This window comes from Pseudomonas sp. BF-R-30 (assembly GCF_019956175.1).
In the GTDB taxonomy this organism is placed as follows: Bacteria; Pseudomonadota; Gammaproteobacteria; order Pseudomonadales; family Pseudomonadaceae; genus Aquipseudomonas; species Aquipseudomonas jessenii.
In genome coordinates, this window is record NZ_JAHBDE010000030.1 from 1 (window position 1) to 18,410 (window position 18,410).

At 61.1% G+C, this 18,410-nt stretch carries 19 protein-coding genes; 9 read left to right on the forward strand and 10 right to left on the reverse strand.

Annotated features, from left to right (window positions below; translation table 11 throughout):
* Nucleotides 1–55 precede the first annotated feature (55 nt).
* The gene (locus tag KGB20_RS16280; RefSeq protein WP_057715441.1) at nt 56–868 is read right to left on the reverse strand and encodes a class I SAM-dependent methyltransferase; all 813 of its coding nucleotides are present in this window, start codon (nt 866–868) and stop codon (nt 56–58) included.
* 45 nt (nt 869–913) lie between these two features.
* A complete protein-coding gene (locus KGB20_RS16285) occupies nt 914–1,183 on the reverse strand; it encodes a DUF4242 domain-containing protein (RefSeq protein ID WP_057715442.1) in 270 nt (89 codons plus the stop codon).
* 178 nt (nt 1,184–1,361) lie between these two features.
* Between KGB20_RS16285 and KGB20_RS16290 the strand changes: the two genes are divergently transcribed.
* On the forward strand, nt 1,362–2,354 hold the full coding sequence (locus KGB20_RS16290; protein ID WP_150814995.1) for an AraC family transcriptional regulator: 993 nt from the start codon (nt 1,362–1,364) through the stop codon (nt 2,352–2,354).
* A gap of 9 nt (nt 2,355–2,363) precedes the next feature.
* On the opposite strand, the gene KGB20_RS16295 is transcribed toward KGB20_RS16290, so the two are convergent.
* The 3 genes from KGB20_RS16295 to KGB20_RS16305 form a co-directional block, all read right to left on the reverse strand.
* The gene (locus KGB20_RS16295) at nt 2,364–3,581 is read right to left on the reverse strand and encodes a cytochrome c biogenesis protein DipZ (RefSeq protein ID WP_154910982.1); all 1,218 of its coding nucleotides are present in this window, start codon (nt 3,579–3,581) and stop codon (nt 2,364–2,366) included.
* A gap of 145 nt (nt 3,582–3,726) precedes the next feature.
* Nucleotides 3,727–3,939, reverse strand: coding sequence for a hypothetical protein (locus KGB20_RS16300; protein WP_150814952.1), 213 nt, complete (start codon nt 3,937–3,939; stop codon nt 3,727–3,729).
* Nucleotides 3,940–3,987: 48 nt separating this feature from the next.
* Nucleotides 3,988–4,251 (reverse strand): DUF2790 domain-containing protein, encoded by a 264-nt coding sequence (locus KGB20_RS16305; protein WP_057715446.1) that lies wholly within the window; start codon nt 4,249–4,251, stop codon nt 3,988–3,990.
* A 306-nt stretch (nt 4,252–4,557) separates the two neighbouring features.
* Here KGB20_RS16305 and KGB20_RS16310 point away from each other — a divergent pair, with 306 nt between their 5' ends.
* The gene (locus KGB20_RS16310; protein WP_008050458.1) at nt 4,558–5,298 is read left to right on the forward strand and encodes a response regulator; all 741 of its coding nucleotides are present in this window, start codon (nt 4,558–4,560) and stop codon (nt 5,296–5,298) included.
* Nucleotides 5,295–6,626, forward strand: coding sequence for an ATP-binding protein (locus KGB20_RS16315; RefSeq protein WP_150814953.1), 1,332 nt, complete (start codon nt 5,295–5,297; stop codon nt 6,624–6,626). Before KGB20_RS16310 ends, KGB20_RS16315 begins: the two co-directional genes overlap by 4 nt.
* 81 nt (nt 6,627–6,707) lie before the next feature.
* Here KGB20_RS16315 and KGB20_RS16320 read toward each other — a convergent pair whose 3' ends face one another.
* Complete coding sequence (locus KGB20_RS16320; RefSeq protein ID WP_154910981.1) at nt 6,708–8,033, reverse strand: OprD family porin; 1,326 nt, start codon at nt 8,031–8,033, stop codon at nt 6,708–6,710.
* 329 nt (nt 8,034–8,362) lie between these two features.
* Between KGB20_RS16320 and KGB20_RS16325 the strand changes: the two genes are divergently transcribed.
* On the forward strand, nt 8,363–8,983 hold the full coding sequence (locus KGB20_RS16325; protein WP_154910980.1) for a glutathione S-transferase family protein: 621 nt from the start codon (nt 8,363–8,365) through the stop codon (nt 8,981–8,983).
* A gap of 69 nt (nt 8,984–9,052) precedes the next feature.
* Here the strand turns inward: KGB20_RS16325 and KGB20_RS16330 are convergent, their stop codons facing one another.
* Nucleotides 9,053–10,459 (reverse strand): purine-cytosine permease family protein, encoded by a 1,407-nt coding sequence (locus KGB20_RS16330; protein WP_154910979.1) that lies wholly within the window; start codon nt 10,457–10,459, stop codon nt 9,053–9,055.
* 323 nt (nt 10,460–10,782) lie between these two features.
* On the opposite strand from KGB20_RS16330, the gene KGB20_RS16335 reads away from it, so the two are divergent.
* The 5 genes from KGB20_RS16335 to KGB20_RS16355 all read left to right on the forward strand — a co-directional run bounded on the left by KGB20_RS16335 (nt 10,783) and on the right by KGB20_RS16355 (nt 14,974).
* On the forward strand, nt 10,783–11,268 hold the full coding sequence (locus tag KGB20_RS16335; RefSeq protein WP_057715451.1) for a flavin reductase family protein: 486 nt from the start codon (nt 10,783–10,785) through the stop codon (nt 11,266–11,268).
* 208 nt (nt 11,269–11,476) lie between these two features.
* Nucleotides 11,477–12,520 (forward strand): LLM class flavin-dependent oxidoreductase, encoded by a 1,044-nt coding sequence (locus KGB20_RS16340; RefSeq protein WP_046043514.1) that lies wholly within the window; start codon nt 11,477–11,479, stop codon nt 12,518–12,520.
* A 166-nt stretch (nt 12,521–12,686) separates the two neighbouring features.
* Nucleotides 12,687–12,836, forward strand: a complete 150-nt coding sequence (locus KGB20_RS16345) for a hypothetical protein (RefSeq protein ID WP_167362844.1) — start codon at nt 12,687–12,689, stop codon at nt 12,834–12,836.
* 90 nt (nt 12,837–12,926) lie between these two features.
* Nucleotides 12,927–13,604: an isochorismatase family cysteine hydrolase gene (locus KGB20_RS16350; RefSeq protein WP_154910978.1), complete on the forward strand. Its 678-nt coding sequence runs from the start codon at nt 12,927–12,929 to the stop codon at nt 13,602–13,604.
* Between the two features lie 5 nt (nt 13,605–13,609).
* Entirely contained in the window at nt 13,610–14,974 is a 1,365-nt protein-coding gene (locus KGB20_RS16355; protein ID WP_154910977.1) for a purine-cytosine permease family protein, read from the forward strand.
* 183 nt (nt 14,975–15,157) lie between these two features.
* On the opposite strand, the gene KGB20_RS16360 is transcribed toward KGB20_RS16355, so the two are convergent.
* The 3 genes from KGB20_RS16360 to KGB20_RS16370 are packed head-to-tail and all read right to left on the reverse strand — an operon-like array spanning nt 15,158 to nt 18,394.
* On the reverse strand, nt 15,158–16,504 hold the full coding sequence (locus KGB20_RS16360; RefSeq protein ID WP_154910976.1) for a glutamine synthetase family protein: 1,347 nt from the start codon (nt 16,502–16,504) through the stop codon (nt 15,158–15,160).
* 20 nt (nt 16,505–16,524) lie between these two features.
* On the reverse strand, nt 16,525–17,079 hold the full coding sequence (locus KGB20_RS16365) for a helix-turn-helix domain-containing protein (RefSeq protein WP_008000492.1): 555 nt from the start codon (nt 17,077–17,079) through the stop codon (nt 16,525–16,527).
* 25 nt (nt 17,080–17,104) lie between these two features.
* The gene (locus KGB20_RS16370) at nt 17,105–18,394 is read right to left on the reverse strand and encodes an NAD(P)/FAD-dependent oxidoreductase (protein WP_154910975.1); all 1,290 of its coding nucleotides are present in this window, start codon (nt 18,392–18,394) and stop codon (nt 17,105–17,107) included.
* Nucleotides 18,395–18,410: the final 16 nt, after the last annotated feature.

Here is an 18,410-nt window from a genome sequence, read left to right on the forward strand (position 1 = left end):
GGCTGATACACCGCTTTCGCGAGCAAGCCCGCTCCCACACTGGACTTGTGTCAACTCAACGCCGCGTGATCACCACCTCCAGGTATTCACTCGGCACCACCAGCGACTTGTTGCCCGCCCGGTTCAACCGGTTGATCAGCTCGGTCAAGTCGGTCTCCAGGGCCTTGGCGCCATCCTCGGGCAGCGCGGCGAAGGCCTTGTGCACCGGCCCGTACCACTGGCGGAAGGTGTCGATGAAATGCGCCGCCGAGCGATAGCGGAAATTGAACGTGCGACGCGTCACCTGGAGCAGGAATTCACGCTCGTCGAAATGCTCGTGCAGCCAGGCTTCGGTGCCCCAGCGTGAGGGTGGATTGGCACCCGGAGGGGGTGGCAGGTGCTGGCCAAGGGTCTTGAACATCTGGCCGACGAAACCTTCCGGCGTCCAGTTGGCCAAGCCAATCCGCCCGCCCGGGCGACAAACCCGTGCCAGTTCCGCGGCGGCTTTGGGCTGGTCCGGCGTGAACATCACACCAAAGGTCGACAGCACGGCATCAAAGCTGCCGTCGGCAAAGGGCAAGGCTTCGGCATCGGCGACCTGGAAGGAGACATTCAGCCGTTCTGCCCGGGCCCGTTCTTCGCCGCGTTCGAGCAAGGCGGCGACATAGTCGGTGGACGTCACCTGGCAGCCACGGCGCGCAGCCGCGAGGGTTGCGTTGCCGTTACCGGCGGCAACGTCGAGCACGCGCTCATCGCACAACAGGTCACAGGCTTCGGCCAGTTGCTCGCCGACGATCTGCAGGGTAGTGCCGATCACGGCGTAGTCGCCGCTGGCCCAGGAGGCCATCTGGCGGTTTTTCAAGGCAGTCAGATCAATAGGTGTACTCATGGAGAAGGTCTCTGGGTTGAAACACGAGTCGGGCCTGGCGGGCATTCACTCCGCCGTTGTCGGATCGATGATGTTCATGACCTGGGAAATGCGATTGGCGGGAAACCCGCTCACCCGAGCGTGCTCCCTGATCTGCTCTTCGTTCGGCGAGATGTACACGCAGTAGAGCTTGTCACCGGTGACATAGCTCTGCAGCCACTGCACCTCAGGCAACTCACGCAACGCCCGGCAGGACTTTTGCGAAGCGGCTTTCAAATCCCTATCCGATAATGCTCCGGCGCCCTGGATCTCACGTTCAATGACGAACTTAGGCATGGCAACCTCTCTTTATTGTTCTTGATGGCAGGGCGGCACTCACCCTGTGATCAAACTATCGCCCTGACGGGCGCTGGCGTCCTGTCCGATCGTCGCCCAACCCTGCCCGATCGTCCGGAGATTCCACGTTGCGCGCCGAGGCGCTCACAATCAGAAATCCTTCCACGGGAAACCCCCAATGGACGCTCTGTCGCAGACCCTGCGCGTCGTGCATCTGGTCGGCGCGATCTTTATCAACGCCCGGTTCACCGCGCCCTGGTGCTACCAGTCGCCCAGCGCCGACACCGCCGCGCCGTTTCTGGAGCCCGATGCGGAACGGGTAGTGATCTTTCACCTGATAACCGAAGGTGAGTGCTACGTTGAACTGGGCGATGACCCGCCGCTGCATCTGAGTGCGGGCGATGTGGTGATCTTCCCCCAGGGCGACGCCCATCGCATGTGCTCACGTCCCGGATTGCCCCCCGCCACGGGTGCGCGACTGGATGCCGTGCTGGCGCGCCGGCCCCGGCAGTTGAGTTATGGCGGGGGTGGCGCGGTCACCCGGTTGGTGTGCGGTTACCTGGCGTGCGACACGCGCCTGGCGGGCATATTGCTCAAGGGCTTGCCGGCGGTGGTGCGGGTCAATGTGCGCGGTTCGGATGCCGGTATCTGGCTGGAATCCTCCGTGCGCTATGCCCTCGCCGAAGCCCGCTCGCCCCGCCCTGGCGGTGAAGGGGTATTGGCCAAACTGGCCGAAGTGCTGTTCATCGAAGTGTTGCGCCTGTACATGAACGAACAAGGCGAAGGCCGCACCGGCTGGCTGGCCGGTGTGCGCGACCGCATCGTCGGCGCCGCCCTCAACGCCTTGCACAAAAAACCTTGCCACGCCTGGACGCTGGACGAACTGGCGCGCACCGCCAGCACCTCAAGATCGGTGTTGGCCGAACGCTTCCAGCAACTGGTGGGGGTGTCGCCGATGCAGTACCTGACGCAATGGCGCATGTTGCTCGCCGCCAACCTGTTACGCAGCAGCAACAGCTCATTGACGCGCATCGCCGAAGAAGTGGGTTACCAGACCGATACCGCTTTCAGCCGCGCCTTCCGTCGCGAGTTCGGTGCGCCACCGGCGGCGTGGCGGCGCGGACAGGAGAAAAAAACCATGGCCCACGGGGCAAGACCCGTGAGCCATTGATCGAGCAAGTTACGCCGCTGGCGTGCCGGCCTTGGCCTCCTCCAGCAACTGCTGAATCATTTTTTCCTGAGTGTCGTAACTACCTTCGCCGAAGTGGGTGTAACGCACTTGCCCCTTGGCATCGATCAGGTAGTGCGCCGGCCAGTACTGGTTGTCGAAGTTGCGCCAGATCGCGTAGTTGTTGTCGATCGCCACTGGGTAGGTGATGCCGTATTCCTTCACCTTGGCCCTGACGTTGTCGATGATGCGCTCAAAGCCGTATTCAGGCGTGTGCACGCCGATCACCACCAGTCCGTCCTTTTCGTATTTCTTCGCCCATTCCTTCACGTACGGCAGGGTGTGCTTGCAGTTGATGCAGTCGAAGGTCCAGAAGTCCACCAGTACCACTTTGCCTTTCAGGGCTTCGTTGCTCAGTGCCGGCGAGTTGAGCCATTCCACCGCGCCGGACAGCGAGGGCATGGCGCCTTGGGCATCGCCCATGGTGCTGTCTGCCTTGACCTTGCTGACCAGGTAATCGACGACTTTCGGCACGGCTTCCAGCACGCCTTTCTCCACACTGTTGACACCTTGCGATGAGGTGTTGGCCAGCAACAGGTCATTGGCCCCCGTTGCAATCACCGCCGCACCGGCGAGCACCGCAACCCCGGCGCCACGGCGCAACCAGCCGGTGACCGGAATCGACGGTTTCAAGCGATTGACCAGGCCGCGCCCGGCAAAGATCAAGATGCCCAGGGACAGCGCACTGCCCGCGCCATAGGCCACCAGCAACAGACTGGTGCCGGCGTTCGCACCTTGCAGCATGGCGCTGGTGAGAATCACCCCGAGGATCGGCCCCGCGCAGGGTGCCCAGAGCAGCCCGGTGGCGACACCGATCATGATCGAAGCCAGCGGCCCGGACATCTTGCGCGAGTCCGGGTCGATGCGATTGCCCAGCAGCACGAAGGGACGGGCCAGCCAGTCACCGACCCGGGCGGAGATCAGCGACAGGGCGAACAGCACCATCACCGCCAGCGCCACGTGGCGGCCGGTGTTGCTGGCCTGTATCACCCACTCACTGCTGACCACGGCCAGGCTGGAGACCAGGGCAAAGGTCAGGACCATGCCGCCGAGGGTCAGCAGGATCGAAGAGCGTGTACGGTCGGCCCCGGCAAACAGGAACGGCACGACCGGCAGGATGCACGGGCTGAGGACGGTCAATATGCCGCCCAGGAAAGCGATGAGTAACATGGGATCACCTAATGCAAATTAGAGGGCAACACAGAACCCATGTGGGAGCGGGCTTGCTCGCGAATGCGTCGGGTCAGACGACACATCGTTGATTGAACAATCGCTTTCGCGAGCAAGCCCGCTCCCACAGTGGATCGAGGTGTTTTCAAGCGGTCTGCTCATCCAGTAACTGCCCTTGCGGCGTGCGGCTGGAACCGTCTTGCGCCAGGAAACCCTGGGTGCCCTTCTCTGCCACCGGCGTGAGCTGGAAGCAGGTGTTGCTGGCGCAGGCGCTTTGCTCGACAGCGGCGTTGGCATGGGCCGCCGCACCGGCGGCGGAAAAGACGATGGCGGTCAGGTAGCGGGTAACGTTGTTCATGATGTCCTTCCTGTTGCAAATGGATTTGGCGGGGGTTGATCGCGACACTCAGTTTTCCGAGTTGCAGTTGTCGGCGAATTTGCTGTAATCCAGCACCTGGGTTTTTGACTGGGAGTCGAGGTACGTCAGCCGCGCATTCACCACGCCGCAGGAAGGCGTAGTGTCCTCGGTCAGCGACACCACTTTCCTGATATCCAGTTGGGTGCCATAGGTGTAGGTTCTGGGAGCGACATCGGCTTCGGCACGGGCCGACAAGGTGCAGATGTTCAGTGCGGCAAACAGGCAGGCTGCGTAGATGGCTTTGGTGTTCATGGCGGACTCCTCAAGGTTTCAACAGGTCAACTGTTCGTTGGGCCGAGGCGCTCTGGTTTGCCTCGATGGAACCTATTAAAAGCCTGCGAGGTATCTCGTCTGTGTCGGGAATCGGCGTGAATCAATCGCTGCGTATCAGAACGGTGCCTGGATACAAAGCAATACAAAACCGCTGAAAATCGGCTTTTTTGCCTTCGTGTGTATCCGCAGGCAAGCCGGATACACTGCAATACAAAGGGCGGCAGGCGAGCCCGCCCAGGCTCGATAGACTGTGTGGCATTCCCCATTTACCAGAGGTTTGGCCCAATGGATCACGTTGATCACATCCTCATCGTTGACGATGACCGCGAAATCCGCGAACTGGTCGGCAACTACCTGAAGAAGAACGGCCTGCGCACCACGGTCGTGGCGGATGGACGGCAAATGCGCGCCTTTCTGGAAACCACCCCGGTGGACCTGATCGTGCTGGACATCATGATGCCGGGGGACGATGGCCTGCTGCTCTGCCGCGAACTGCGCGCCGGCAAGCACAAGGCCACGCCAGTGCTGATGCTCACCGCCCGCAACGATGAAACCGATCGCATCCTCGGCCTGGAAATGGGTGCCGACGACTATCTGGTCAAGCCATTCGCTGCCCGTGAACTGCTGGCGCGGATCAACGCGGTGCTGCGACGCACGCGCATGCTGCCACCGAACCTGGTGGTGACCGAAGCCAGCCGCCTGTTGGCCTTTGGGCGCTGGCGCCTGGACACCTCGGCCCGTCACCTGCTCGATGAAGACGGCACCATGGTGGCCCTGAGCGGTGCTGAATATCGTTTGCTGCGGGTGTTTCTCGACCATCCACAACGGGTGCTCAACCGCGATCAATTGCTCAATCTGACCCAGGGCCGCGACGCCGACCTGTTCGACCGCTCCATCGATCTTTTGGTCAGTCGTCTGCGCCAGCGCTTGCTCGACGACGCTCGCGAACCGGCCTACATCAAGACCGTGCGCAGCGAAGGCTATGTGTTTTCCCTGCCGGTGGAAATCCTGGGCGATCAATCATGACCCTGGCGCTGCATTGGCCGCGGACCCTGGCCTCGCGGCTGTCGCTGATATTCCTGATCGGCCTGATCCTCGCCCAGGCGCTGTCCTTCGGCGCGCAGTACTACGAACGCTACGAGTCCTCGAAAAACACCATGCTCGGCAACCTGGAAACCGACGTTTCCACGTCCGTTGCCATCCTCGACCGCTTGCCCGCCGATGAGCGAGCCGCCTGGCTCAAACAACTGGAGCGGCGCAATTACAGTTACATGCTCAATGAGGGTTCGCCGGGCACGCCCATCCGCACCGACATGCCCGATGCGCCCATTGCCATTGCCTCGATCAAAGACGCCATCGGCCACGATTACCCGATGACCTTTACCGACATCCCCGGGCCGAAAAAACATTTCCAGGTGCACTTGAACCTGGCCGATGGCAGCCCGCTGACCATCGACGTCCGCCCGGCGATGGTGCCGTTGTCGCCCTGGCTGCCCATCGTGTTGCTCGGGCAACTGGCGCTGATGCTGGCCTGCTCCTGGCTGGCGGTCAGAATCGCCATCCGCCCCCTCACCCGCCTCGCCGGTGCCGTCGAAACCCTGGACCCCAACGCCCATCCCGTACTCCTGGACGAAAAAGGCCCGACCGAAGTCGCCCACGCCGCCAAGGCCTTCAACGCGATGCAGGCACGCATCGCGGCGTACCTGAAGGAACGCATGCAATTGCTCGCGGCAATCTCCCACGATCTGCAAACCCCGATCACCCGCATGAAACTGCGCGCCGAGTTCATGGACGACTCCAGCGAAAAAGACAAACTGTGGAACGACCTGGGCGAAATGGAACACCTGGTGCGCGAAGGCGTGGCCTACGCCCGCAGCATCCACGGTGCCACCGAAGAAAGCCGCCGCACCGACCTCGACTCGTTCCTCGACAGCCTGGTGTTCGACTATCAGGACGTGGGCAAGGATGTTCAGCTCAGCGGCAAGAGTGCCGCCGTCATCGACACCCGCCCCCACGCCTTGCGCCGGGTGCTGGTCAACCTGACGGACAACGCATTGAAGTTTGCCGGTGCCGCCGAGTTGCGGGTGCAAAAGCAGGCCGATGGCAATCTCTCGATCAAGATCCTCGACCGTGGTCCGGGGATCGCCGAGGAGGAACTCAAGCAAGTGATGGAACCGTTCTACCGCGTTGAGAATTCCCGCAACCGCAGCACCGGCGGCACCGGGCTGGGGCTGGCGATCGCCCAGCAACTGGCGGTCGCGATTGGAGGCTCCTTGACCTTGAGCAATCGTGAAGGGGGCGGGTTGTGTGCGGAGTTGCGATTGCCGGGGCAGAAGGGTTTGGCTCAGGGGTGAGAATGCCGGACCAACCGTAGAAAATGGTCGGCTGTCAGGCTGCCTTCGCGGGCAAGCCCGCACACAGGGGGGGCGCCGTGATTACAACAACGACAAGGTGTAATTGATGATGAACCGGTTCTGATCCACGTTGCGCCCGGCATCGGTATTGGACCTGGCGTTACGCAGTGTGAACCCCACCCCCTTGAACGTACCCGATTGCAACACGTAGTCCAGGGTCATGTCGCGCTCCCACTCGGACTGGTCACTGGCGTTTTCCGCCTTGATGTCCGTGCCCTTCAGATACACGATCGAGGCTTTCAGGCCCGGCACGCCCAGGGGCGCGAAGTCGTAGGTGTATTGGCCGAAATTCGTCTGCTCGCCGGCCCGGGCAAAGTTCTGGATCATCTTGTCGGTGGGCAGGTAGACACTGCCGCCGCCCGCCCCCTTGTCCACCAGGCTGCCCTGGTTGGGCTGGACGAAGTTGCTGCCATCGCCCACACGTTGATGCCCCACCGACACTGCGTGACCGCCGTGGCTGTAGGTGACCATCGCGGCCCAGGTGCTGTTGTCGATTTCACCATCGTTGTCGTCGGTGTAGCCCGATACCCGATAGCCTTGCGCGCGGCCGGAGGCAGAGCTGTTGGCACCGCTCGATGTGGTACGGAAGTAACGCAGGTCGGTGGTGAGCGAGCTTGCGCTGTCGATGAACAGGATGTGCGTCAGGCCGAGAAAGTTCTGGTTGTAGAAGTCTTCCAGCTGCGCGAAGTAATACTGGGTCTTCAGGTTCCTGGCGAGGTTGTAGTCACCGCCGGCGTAGTAGAACTTGTTGCTGTCCTGCGTGCTGCCGGCGACCGACAAGCCTGTGCGGTCCGTCGAGGCGCGCCCTACCGCGTGCTCCAGCACACCGCCGGTCAACGTCAGGCCATCGATGTCGCTCGAGGTGACCTGCGCGCCGGTAAACGATTGCGGCAACACACGGGCATCGTTCGCCAGAAGAATCGGCAATTTCGGCAGCAAGGTACCATAGCGAAATTCAGTCTTGGCCACGCGCATTTTCGCCGTAGGGCCGAAGCTGCTCCAGGCATCGGCCGCGCCATCGCCGTCAGAGGGAATCATGCCGCTACCGACGTGGCGCCCCGCTCCGCTGTCCAGCGTGATGCCGAGCAACGCCTGGGCATCGAGCCCGAACCCCACCGCGCCCTGCGTAAACCCGGACTCATAGCGCAACACGAAACCCTGGGCCGCCTCTTCGGTTTTCGAGGGGGCAGCGCTGCCATCGCGATTGTCGCTGTTGAAGTACAGGGTGCGCATCGACAAGCTGGCCTTGCTGTCTTCCAGAAAGCCATGGCCTGCGGTATCGGCAGCCTGTGCGCACACCGAACTGGTGACCAGCAGGACTGCGGTGGGAATCGCTCGTTTGAACATAGGGGGCTCCTGGGTGTTTCTTATCGTTATTTGAAGGTTTCACCGCCAGACAAGACTCGATTACCGCCCACGCAACAGCGCTCGATGAGTGACATGAGTCATCGGACGTTCGAGGCGAGGGTTGACTGACTGGCTTGTGAAACTCTTAAAACACTTCGAGAGGCTATTATCAAACGCGGTGAAAGTAGTTTTCGTACAGGGATAAGCCTTGTCGCACAGGGGTATGGACGATCACTGTTTTTGAATATCGGTGCGGCGGATTTTCATCATACTGACTTCATCGGCAGCGATCGGTGGCTGCTGGTATGTCACTACAAGAGCAATGACCCATGAACGATCAAATCGAACTTTACGGCGCGAACACCGGCAACAGCCTGAGGGCCGCGATTGCCCTGGAAGAGTCGGGCATCGCCTATACGGCACGCAAGCTCGACTTGTATGCACAGGAACACCGTGGTCCGGCCTTCCTGGCGCTTAACCCGGCCGGGAAAGTGCCGACCCTGATCGATCACGGGACAACTCCGGTGCTGGTCATCAACCAGTCCAACGCCATCATCCAGTACGCCGATTCCATTGCGCCCGGAAGGCTGGCACCGGCGCAGCCAGGACCTGATCGCACCCGGGTGATCGACCGCTATTTCTTTTTCGTGACCGATGTCATCGCCCCCAGCCACGCCGCCTTTTTCCTGCACCAGGCGGGGCAGACCAAGGCGGCGGCGATCATCGATCTGCGCGTGATTGAACAGCTCACCTACTCGGAAAGCTTTCTGACGGACGACTTCATGGCCGGAGCGCAGTTCTCCATGGCCGACATTTCGGCCTTCACCATTGCCACGGCGTTCCGTGATCGGCTGGACTGGAAGCAACTGCCTCAGCTATCACGCTGGTTCGACACAGTCGAAGCCAGGCCGGCGGTTCAACGCGGCCTGAATGTGTTCAACCATTCCTGAGCGTTCGCCGAAAACAAAAATGCCCCCATGTCGCCGGGCATTTTCTGACGAACACGAAACGACTTTTCCTCAGTCGGTGTAGCCGAACTTCACCGAAGGGCTTTCCTGCGCCTGGCTTCGCGTAGCGAGGCAGTAATACAACGGGCACGTCACCACCAGCCCCACCAGCCACGACAGGTCCGCGCCCGCCACCAGATTGGCATACGGTCCGACGTACAGTGAAGTATTGGCGAATGGCAGTTGCACGATGATGCCGATGAAGTAGGCAATGATCGCATGCAGGTTGAAGCGACCGTAGATGCCGCCGTCAGCCCGGAAGATCGAGGCGATGTCATAGCGACGACGCTTGATCAGGTAAAAGTCGATCAGGTTGATCGAGGCCCAGGGCACCAACACCAGCAACAGCGCCAGAATCAGGCCGATGAACTGCGAAATGAAATTCGCCGAGGCTCCCAGCGCCACCACGCAGCAACCCGCCAGCACGATGCCCGACAACACCACGCGCACCTTGATGCTGGGCGTCCATTGGCTGGCGAAGGTCTGGATCGAGGTGATGATCGACAGCACTGCGCCATACAGATTCAAGGCGTTGTGGCTGATGATGTTGAGCAGGAACAACACCATCAGGATCGGCCCCAGCCAACCGGTGGACTGCTTGACCGCCGCCATCGCCTCGGTGCCTTCCGGGGTCGCCAGTACCGCCACGGCGCCGAAGGTGAACGACAGGATCGTGCCCAGGGTCGCCCCCAGATACGTGGCCCAGAATGGCTTGGCGATCCCAATATCCGCAGGCAGGTAACGCGAGTAGTCCGACACATACGGCGAGAAGCTGATCTGCCAGATGATGCCCAGCGACACCGTGGCCAGCCAGCCGGACAGGTTGAATCCGCCGCGGGTGAAGAAGTCCGCCGGCAGATCATGGGCGAAGATATAGAGGAAACCGGCGAGCAAGGCACTGCCCATCACCCAGGTGCCGATGCGGTTCAGGGTATGGATGAAGCGATAACCGATCACCCCGATGGCCGTGGCGCTTAAGGCGCCGATGAGAATGCTGGCCGGCACCGGAACCGACGGCGCAATGCCGACAATCGATTTACCTGCCAGCACGATGTTGGAAATGAAGAAACCGATGTAGATCAATGCCGCGAAGAACACGATCAGCAGCGCGCCATAGCGGCCGAACTGACCACGGCTCTGCACCATCTGCGGGATGCCCATGCACGGTCCCTGGGCCGACGCCAGCGCAATCACTACGCCGCCGACCATGTGCCCGAGGGCAATCGCCAGCAACCCCCAGAACAGATTGAGGTGGAACACCTGGACCACCATGGCGCCGGTGACGATGGGCAGTGGCGCGATATTGGTGCTGAACCACAGGGTGAAGAGATCGCGGGCCTTCCCGTGGCGCTCTGCGAGTGGAACGTAGTCGACCGTGTGGTTCTCGATCAACGGGTCTTGCCGGGACATCTGGGACATGTGCATGAACTCGAGTTTGTCTGTTCTTATCTTTGTATGAAGCCAAACCGGGGGGACTCTCTGGCCGCCCCTCAGATGCGGACCATATTATGGTATTCCAAACTTTAAACAAGACTGATCCGGTCTTTGAACAAGCATCTGAGCCGGCATCCTGCCCGATCCACGCCAGCGTTTGCTAGCTTAAAGCCCAGCAATCATTGGGTTTAAGACGAAAGCCTTACGTTTATCGGTTCACCTAAAAAGACCTTGCAATCGATGTATTACGGTATACCATCAGACCTATAAACACATAAAAACGCGTCACACCACCCGAGGACCGTCCAATGATCGATGCCGCCATCTACAAACAAGTCATGGGTTCGTTCCCGTCCGGAGTGACCGTGATCACCACCCTGGATGACGACGGGCAAATCGTCGGCCTGACCGCCAGCGCCTTCAGTTCGTTGTCGATGGACCCGGCTCTGGTGCTGTTCTGCCCCAATTACAGCTCCGACTCCTACCCGGTCCTGATCAAGAACAAACGTTTTGCCATCCACGTGCTTTCCGGCGGCCAGCAAAGCGAAGCCTATGCCTTCGCGCGCAAAGGCAAGGACAAGGCCCAGGGGATCGAGTGGACGTTGAGCGAGCTGGGCAACCCGATTCTGGCCAATGCCACGGCGGTCATCGAATGTGAGCTGTGGCGCGAATATGAAGGTGGTGACCACGCCATCATGGTCGGCGCGGTGAAAAACCTGATCGTGCCCCGCCAGAGCAGCGGGCCACTGGTGTATTGCCACGGCAAGATGGGCGCGTTGCCGGTCCTGGCCTGATCCCCTTGTGGGAGCGGGCTTGCTCGCGAAGAGGCCGGCACACCCAACATCAATGTTGTCAGGCATACCGCTTTCGCGAGCAAGCCCGCTCCCACAGGTTGCTCACTGACCAGTGAGAAACATTTGCACAGATTTCGTATTATGGTATACCAATAATCAACAGGCCCGCGATCGACTGGCCGACAACAATAGATCCGAGGTAAGCGTCATGAAGTTTTCCCTGTTCGTACACATGGAACGTTGGGACGAAAGCGTCAGCCACCGCCAGTTGTTCGAAGACCTGACCGAACTGACGCTGATGGCCGAGGCCGGTGGTTTCAGCACCGTGTGGATCGGTGAACACCACTCCATGGAATACACCATCTCGCCAAGCCCGATGCCGCTGCTGGCTTACCTGGCGGGCAAGACCACCACCATTCACCTGGGTGCCGGCACCATCATCGCGCCGTTCTGGCATCCGCTGCGGGTGGCCGGTGAATGCGCGTTGCTCGATGTGATCAGCAACGGACGCATGGAAGTCGGCCTGGCCCGTGGCGCCTACCAGATCGAGTTCGACCGTATGGCCGGCGGCATGCCGGCCTCCTCCGGCGGCCAGGCGTTGCGGGAAATGGTTCCGGTGGTGCGGGCATTGTGGAACGGTGACTACGCCCATGACGGCGACATCTGGAAATTCCCGACCTCCACCAGCGTACCCAAGCCGATCCAGCAGCCGAACCCGCCGATGTGGATCGCCGCCCGCGACCCGGACTCGCACAACTTCGCCGTGGCCAACGGTTGCAACGTCATGGTCACGCCGTTGATGAAAGGCGACGAGGAAGTCCTCGACCTGAAGAACAAATTCCAGGCCGCGCTCGACAACAACCCCGGCGTGCCGCGGCCGCAACTGATGGTACTGCGTCACACCCACGTGCACACCGCCGACGATCCTCAAGGCTGGGAAGTCGGGGCCAAGGCAATCTCCAGGTTCTATCGCACCTTCGATGCCTGGTTCGGCAACAAGACCACCCCGGTCAACGGCTTCCTCGCACCGAGCCCGGAAGAGAAATTCGCCGGTCGCCCTGAGTTCGAACTGGAAAGCCTGCACAAGACCGCCATGATCGGTACCCCGGAAGAAATCATTCCGCGCATCAAGTACTACCAGGAACTGGGGGTCGACGAATTCAGCTTCTGGTGCGATAACAGCCTGCCCCACGCGGAAAAGAAAAAATCCCTGGAGCTGTTCATCAAGCACGTGGTGCCAGCGTTCCGCTGATTGCGCCGCCCTGCTCCCCGGACGCGAAGCCGGGGGTCAGCACACCTCAACTGTGGGAGCGAGCTTGCTCGCGATGGACGCCAACGATAACGCGGGCCATCTGAAACACCGCGTTGCCTAGAGTTTTTCGCGAGCAGGCTCGCTCCTACATGGGTCGATTCCAATGATGACTGGTCACCTCCCATCACTCGCCCTTCCCTCCGGCGCCGCGCGGGCTTACCTGCGCGGTGAATGGACCGCTTCGCACCTGCATTTCAAGCGCCTGCGCGCCAGCGTTTCGGCCAAGCAGAACGGTTTCTGGCAAATAGTTCACTGAGCCCACCCGAACAGCCAATCACGCACCCCGCGTCTCGCCATTGCATGGCGCGTACGGTGCATCGTGTTTCGTCTTGATCAGGTTTGCCCAATGAACAATAACAACGCGCTGTTGATCATCGACATGCAGCAGGAGGACGGCTTCGTCCTGGAAAACTTCGACACAGTGGCTACCAATACCGCCACCCTGCTCGATACCGCCCGCCGTCAGCGGATGCCTGTCCTCTATACCCGCCACATCAATCAGGCCGACGGCAGTGACCTGCCCCACGGCGAACCTCTGGCCGCCGACGGTGGCCCCGGCAGTTACCGCGCCGGCACCCGCCAAGTGGAAATCATCGAGTCGCTGACGCCGCAGTCCGGTGAATTGATCATCGACAAGGGCCGTTACAGTGCCTTCCACCGCACCGACCTCGATGCCCGACTCAAGGCAATGGAGGTCGACACGCTGATCGTCTGCGGCGTGTTGACCGACGTCTGCGTGCTGACCAGCGTGTTCGATGCCTTCGCCCTGGGTTATCGCGTGCGCCTGGTCAGCGATGCCTGCACCACGACCACCGAGGCCGGGCATTACTCGGCCCTGCTGATCATGGCCAACTGGGTCTACGCGCTGGAAATCCTCACCACGTCCGAGTGCCAGCGCGCCCTGCAACAGCTCGATCACATCAGCCTGATCCCCGAGCAGCCGGACCTGTTTGCCCACCAACCCCATGAGCTGCAAAGCACCATCGCCCGTCTGCAATCCCACCTCGTCCGGACTCAGGAGTGATCGCCATGCAAGTCGAAAAAAGAAGCATCGATTTCATCCCCGAAACCGAACGTCACGGCAAACCGGGTTCGCTGTTCTACATCTGGTTCGGCGCCAACATGAACATCACTACCATTGCATCCGGCGTGTTGCCGGTGGTGATGGGACTCAACCTGTTCTGGAGCGCGCTGGCGATCATCATCGGCTCGTTGCTGGGGGCGATTTTCATGGCCTCCCACTCGGCCCAGGGACCGAAGCTGGGCATTCCGCAAATGATCCAGAGCCGGGCGCAATTCGGCGTGTTGGGGGCGGTGTTGCCGCTGCTGTTCGTGATGCTGATCTACCTGGGTTTCTTTGTCAGCAACACCTTGCTCGCGGCCCAGGCGCTGGAGTCCGTCAGCCCACTGCCGATGTCCGGCAATATCTACCTGATCGGCGCGTTGTGCTTCGTCGTCGCGCTCTATGGCTATCGGTTGATTCACCGCTTGCAGAAGCTGCTGTCGATTCTGTCGCTGGTGGTGTTCGTGGCCGCCACGGTGCTCGCCTTGCAGTTGCCGATCCCGGCCGAACAATGGCTGCCAACAGGCTTCTCGCTGTCGAAGTTCCTGGTGGCAGTGAGCATTGCCGTGACCTGGCAACTGTCCTATGCACCTTATGTCGCCGACTATTCGCGCTACCTGCCTAGCAACACGCCCACCGCCCAGGTGTTCTGGTACAGCTACGCCGGCACGGTCAGCGGCGGCGCGTGGATGATGATTCTCGGGGCAATCCTGAGCGTCGGCATCGGCGACTTTTCCAGCAACGTCGGCGGGCATGTCGCCGGCCTGTTCGGCGCTGGCGCGGTGCTGCTGTTCGCCTTCATCGTCTACGGCCAAGTGTCGATCAACGTGTTCAACCTGTACGGCGCGTTCATGTCGACCATCACCGTGATCGAACCTTTCGCCCGGCTCAAGGTGACCCCGCGGGTACGCGGTCTGTTCATGCTGCTGATCAGCCTGGTGGCCACGGCCCTGTGCACCATCAGTCAGGACGACTTCATCAGCTTCTTCCTGAATTTCATCTTCTTCATGAGCTACTTCCTGATCCCGTGGACGGCGATCAATCTGGTGGACTACTACTGCCTGCGCAAAGGCCAGTACCGAATTGACGACATCTTCGACTTGAACGGGATCTACGGGCGGGTCAACCGGATTGCCTGCGGCAGTTTCCTGCTGGCGATTGCCCTGGAAATTCCGTTCATGAACACCACGCTGTACGTCGGACCGGTGGCCACGGCGCTGGACGGGGTGGACCTGGCGTGGATCGTCGGGTTGCTGGTGCCGGCGCTGAGTTATTACTGGCTGATGAAGCTCGGCAAGCGAGCGCCGATGATGGAGTCAGCGGCCGACTAAATTTCAGGCAAAAAAAATCCCAGGCAGCTGATGGACGCCTGGGATTTAAAAATGCATAAACCGTGGTGGTGAACGCGGCGCGGATATTACGGAATATTTCACGCTGTAACAAGATATTTTTATTCACTATCCAGTTAATAAACGTTCCAAGTCCTTAAATATCCACATATTTTCTAAGGGCGACTAGAGAAACCAGCGATACTCCCGCGCGCTGATGTCATGCAGAAATGCCAGATGATCCTGACGCTTGTTTTCGCAGTAGACGTCCACGAACTCCGCCCCCAAGCCTTCGCGCAGCACTGCATGATTTTGCATGGACTGCACCGCTTCGAGCATTTCCAATGGAAAATCGATGCCACTGCCGCGGTCTTCGTTGAGCGGTGCAATCGGCTCGCGCTCCCCTTCCAGGCCTTGCTCCAACCCCACCAGAATCGCCGCCAACGCCAGATAAGGGTTGGCATCGGCGCCGGCCAGACGATGTTCAATGCGCAGGTTCTTGATGTCCGACTCCGGAATCCGCAAGCAGGCATCGCGATCCTCGAAGCCCCAACTGGCACGGGACGCGACGTTCACCGTGCCGCTCAGGCGGCGCATGGCATTGTGGTTCGGGGCAAAAATCGGCATGCAGTGCGGCAACACATCCAGGCAACCGGCCACCGCATGGCGCAGCGCCCGCTGCCCGTTCGCCGCCAGCAGGTTGTTGCCGGCCTGGTCATACAGGCTAACATGCACGTGCATGCCGCTGCCGGGGTGTTGCAAGTAAGGTTTGGCCATGAAGCTGGCGCGCAGGTTGTGCTTGAGCGCCACGCCCCGGGTGCTGCGGCAGAACAGGGCCGCCCAGTCGGCGGCGCGCAGGCCGTCATCGCAATGGCCGAAGTTGATTTCGAACTGGCCCGGGCCGAGTTCGGCGGTGATCACCGTGGCATCGACGCCCTGGGCTCGAGCGGTCTCGACCATTTCATCGAGCACCGGGGCGAAGCGCGACAAGCGCTCGATGTGCATGTTCGGCTGATCGTCGGCATCGCCGGTCAACTCATCACGGGGAAATTGCGGCAAGCCGTCCTTCAAGCGGCTGTCGAACAGGTAAAACTCCAGCTCGAAGGCCACCACCGGGAAAATGCCTTTGCGGTGCAGACGGTCCAGCACCCGCGCCAGCACTTCACGGGGTTCGAATTCGATGGGTTTTTCGGTGCCGTCGGAGGTGATCAGCATCTGGCCCAAGGGCTGCTTTTCCCAGCTCACCAGCTTCAGCGTGCCGGGCACCAAACGGCGCAGCGCGTCCGGGTCACCATCGTTGAAGCAGTAATCGCCGATCTTGAACAGCCCACCCTGGGTGCCGAGCAGCACGCAGTTCTGCGGCAGCTTCAATGCACTGCCGGCAGCGACTTTTTCCAGCATCTCGATCGGGTAGCGCTTGCCGTAGAAATGCCCCGGAATGTCCAGGGAGATCAGGTCGACGTAGCGCACTTCGGGGTTGCAGTGGCGGAAGTTGCGAACCTCGGCCAGCAGTTCAGAGCACACAGCATCCATCGTTTTGTTCCTTGTTGTTATCAGGTGTAAACCCAAAGCACGCGGGTCAGTTGGTCGGACAGGTTGCCGTAGCGGCAGTGCGCATGGCTGGCCAGTTGAAAGCTGTCGCCGGGATGCAGGGTCACCGGTTCGTTGTCGTCGAGCCACAGGGTCAGTTCCCCTTCCAGGACATAACCGCCCTGCTCGGAGCTGTCCTTCATGTGCCGGTCACCGCTGCTGGCACCGGGTTCGAGCTGGCTTTCGAGCATCGAGAACGACGCGCGCATTTTCGGCGAAACGAGGATGTCGGTGATGCCGTCGGCGTAATACAGCGTGCGGCGCTCGTCCGGGCGGGTGACCCAGGACAAGGCCATGGGTTTGGGCAGGCTGTAGAAATAGGTGGTCGGCACCCCCAGGGTTTCGCTGATGGCGGTCAGGTCCGCCACCGTCGGGCGCGACAGGCCGCGCTCGACCTGGGACAGAAAACCCACGGAGCGGCCAATTTTGTCCGCCAGTTCCTTCAGGGTGTACTTCTTGTGTTTGCGCAGGTCCTGGATCAGGATCGCCAGCGCCGAGATTTCTTCTTGCATGTCCATCTAGAGGCTTCCAGAAAGTGTCGCTTCAAATGCTGTCGCGCAGTCGATACCAGGCCTTGCCGATGGCTTCCAGCGGCGCGGCCAGGTATTTGCCGCCGGGAAAACTGCCGTTGTTCAGGCCCTGGTACAGGGACAGCTCGTCGGGCTGACCGAGTACCGCATCGGACACCGCCCTCGCCGCAGCCAGTGTCGGCAGCACGCCATGCCCGGAATACCCCTGCATCCAGTACAGATCGCCACGGCGGCCGATATCCGGTGTGCGCTTGAGGGTCAGGTCGATGTGGCCGCCCCAGGCAAACTCCAGGTCGACGCCGGTGAGTTGCGGGAACACGCGCTCCAGGAACGGCCGGGTCGCGGCAGCGATGTCCTTGGGCATGCCGCCCAGGTAAGTGCAACCGCCGCCGAACAGCAGGCGGTTATCCGGGGTGCGGCGGAAATAATCGAGCACGAACTGGTTGTCGGTCACGCACACATTGCTCGGCAACAGCGCGGTGGCTAACTCCTTCGTCAGCGGCGCGGTCGCGACCTGATAGGTCCCGACCGGCAACACGCAACTGGCCAGTTGCGGGTCGAGTCGATCGAGGTAGGCGTTGCATGCCAGCACCAGTACATCGGCGCGAATACGACCGCGCTCGGTGGTCACCACAAACCCGTCGCCCTCCTCGGCATAGCTCAGCGCCTTGCTTTGCTCGTGGATGCGGCCACCGGCCCGCTCGATCGCATCCGCAAGGCCCAGGGCCAGTTTCAGCGGATTCAAATGCCCGCCCTCGGGATCGAACAGGCCGGCCTGATAACGCTCGCTGGCAACCCACTGCGGCAAATCGCTGCGCTCGATAAATTGCAGTTTGTCGTGGCCCCACTTGTGGCTCGCCTCGTGTTGCCACTCGGTCAGCAGGCCTACCCGACGGGGCATCACCGAGGTCCAGAGATGACCGGCGCGATAGTCGCAATCGAACTCATGGCGGCCGGGCAAGTCACGCAGCTCGCGCGCGGCCCAGCGCATGCCGTCCCACAAGCGCCGCGCCCGTTCGTAACCCAGCGCCGCTTCCAGCGGTGGCATGTCGCACGACCAGCCGAGAATTGCCTGGCCGCCATTACGCCCGGACGCGGCCCAGGCCACCCGGCTGGCTTCGAGCAAGGTCACGCGCTTGCCGGCCAGCGCCAGACGCAAAGCCGTGTGCAATCCACTGAACCCGGCCCCGATGATCAGCACTTCGGTGTCTTGTTCACCTTCCAGTGCAGCTCGATCGACCAGACGATCGGCGCAGGTATGGGCGTAGTAACTGGCGACATGCCGGGTGGATTGCTGAAACATACGGCCTCGTGAAATT

What these genes read in the sequence shown, in the direction of transcription:
- KGB20_RS16280 (WP_057715441.1), bottom strand. Translation starts at nt 868, where the DNA reads ATGAGTACACCTATTGATCTGACTGCCTTGAAAAACCGCCAGATGGCC.
- KGB20_RS16285 (WP_057715442.1), bottom strand. Translation starts at nt 1,183, where the DNA reads ATGCCTAAGTTCGTCATTGAACGTGAGATCCAGGGCGCCGGAGCATTA.
- KGB20_RS16290 (WP_150814995.1), top strand. Translation starts at nt 1,362, where the DNA reads ATGGACGCTCTGTCGCAGACCCTGCGCGTCGTGCATCTGGTCGGCGCG.
- KGB20_RS16295 (WP_154910982.1), bottom strand. Translation starts at nt 3,581, where the DNA reads ATGTTACTCATCGCTTTCCTGGGCGGCATATTGACCGTCCTCAGCCCG.
- KGB20_RS16300 (WP_150814952.1), bottom strand. Translation starts at nt 3,939, where the DNA reads ATGAACAACGTTACCCGCTACCTGACCGCCATCGTCTTTTCCGCCGCC.
- KGB20_RS16305 (WP_057715446.1), bottom strand. Translation starts at nt 4,251, where the DNA reads ATGAACACCAAAGCCATCTACGCAGCCTGCCTGTTTGCCGCACTGAAC.
- KGB20_RS16310 (WP_008050458.1), top strand. Translation starts at nt 4,558, where the DNA reads ATGGATCACGTTGATCACATCCTCATCGTTGACGATGACCGCGAAATC.
- KGB20_RS16315 (WP_150814953.1), top strand. Translation starts at nt 5,295, where the DNA reads ATGACCCTGGCGCTGCATTGGCCGCGGACCCTGGCCTCGCGGCTGTCG.
- KGB20_RS16320 (WP_154910981.1), bottom strand. Translation starts at nt 8,033, where the DNA reads ATGTTCAAACGAGCGATTCCCACCGCAGTCCTGCTGGTCACCAGTTCG.
- KGB20_RS16325 (WP_154910980.1), top strand. Translation starts at nt 8,363, where the DNA reads ATGAACGATCAAATCGAACTTTACGGCGCGAACACCGGCAACAGCCTG.
- KGB20_RS16330 (WP_154910979.1), bottom strand. Translation starts at nt 10,459, where the DNA reads ATGTCCCAGATGTCCCGGCAAGACCCGTTGATCGAGAACCACACGGTC.
- KGB20_RS16335 (WP_057715451.1), top strand. Translation starts at nt 10,783, where the DNA reads ATGATCGATGCCGCCATCTACAAACAAGTCATGGGTTCGTTCCCGTCC.
- KGB20_RS16340 (WP_046043514.1), top strand. Translation starts at nt 11,477, where the DNA reads ATGAAGTTTTCCCTGTTCGTACACATGGAACGTTGGGACGAAAGCGTC.
- KGB20_RS16345 (WP_167362844.1), top strand. Translation starts at nt 12,687, where the DNA reads ATGACTGGTCACCTCCCATCACTCGCCCTTCCCTCCGGCGCCGCGCGG.
- KGB20_RS16350 (WP_154910978.1), top strand. Translation starts at nt 12,927, where the DNA reads ATGAACAATAACAACGCGCTGTTGATCATCGACATGCAGCAGGAGGAC.
- KGB20_RS16355 (WP_154910977.1), top strand. Translation starts at nt 13,610, where the DNA reads ATGCAAGTCGAAAAAAGAAGCATCGATTTCATCCCCGAAACCGAACGT.
- KGB20_RS16360 (WP_154910976.1), bottom strand. Translation starts at nt 16,504, where the DNA reads ATGGATGCTGTGTGCTCTGAACTGCTGGCCGAGGTTCGCAACTTCCGC.
- KGB20_RS16365 (WP_008000492.1), bottom strand. Translation starts at nt 17,079, where the DNA reads ATGGACATGCAAGAAGAAATCTCGGCGCTGGCGATCCTGATCCAGGAC.
- KGB20_RS16370 (WP_154910975.1), bottom strand. Translation starts at nt 18,394, where the DNA reads ATGTTTCAGCAATCCACCCGGCATGTCGCCAGTTACTACGCCCATACC.